This is a genomic window from Klebsiella sp. 141240, assembly GCF_050600805.1.
Classification (GTDB): Bacteria; Pseudomonadota; Gammaproteobacteria; order Enterobacterales; family Enterobacteriaceae; genus Klebsiella; species Klebsiella aerogenes.
The window spans coordinates 1-491 of the sequence record NZ_JAQIRK010000069.1 but is presented as its reverse complement, the minus strand read 5'-3'; the positions used below and the strand labels follow the sequence as shown (position 1 = coordinate 491).

2 protein-coding genes are annotated in these 491 nt (G+C 54.4%); both read right to left on the bottom strand.

The annotated features are described in order from the left end of the window. On the bottom strand, positions 1 to 138 hold a 138-nt coding region (locus tag PGQ95_RS26375; RefSeq protein WP_072001443.1), incomplete at its 3' end, for an aminoglycoside phosphotransferase family protein. Next, on the bottom strand, positions 138 to 491 hold a 354-nt coding region (locus PGQ95_RS26370), incomplete at its 5' end, for a phosphotransferase (RefSeq protein ID WP_074413684.1). The genes PGQ95_RS26370 and PGQ95_RS26375, both read right to left, overlap by 1 nt.

Below are 491 nucleotides of genomic sequence, written 5' to 3'. Positions count from 1 at the left end.
TATAGGTTTCAATCCCTTGACGATTGCAGGAGTCCCGTCTGGCAATGAAACTTTCCAAACGAGGCTGGAAAAGGTGTCCGCAATGAGAACAGGTTGCGAAACGTGCCAATGAGCAGGAAAAACAGGCGGCATGAACATCAACCCCAAGTCAGAGGGTCCAATCGCAGATAGAAGGCAAGGCGTTCGCGGTCGGGGGCTTCGATCCCCAATACATTGAATAGGACAGCGAAGGCGCGCTCTGCTTCATCTGGCGCTGCCCAGTTCTCTTCGGCGTTAGCAATCATGAGTGCCAAATCGGCATAGCGATCTGCTGTTCCGAGCCGCCCAAGGTCGATCAGACCCGTGCATTGAAGAGTTTTAGGGTCCACCATGAAGTTCGGCATGCAGGGATCACCATGGCAAACAACCATATCGGTGCGCTCTTGGTCGAGCCGCACCGGTAGCTCTCGTTCGACACGAGCCAAAAGATCGAGCTGCGGCGTACTCTTGTC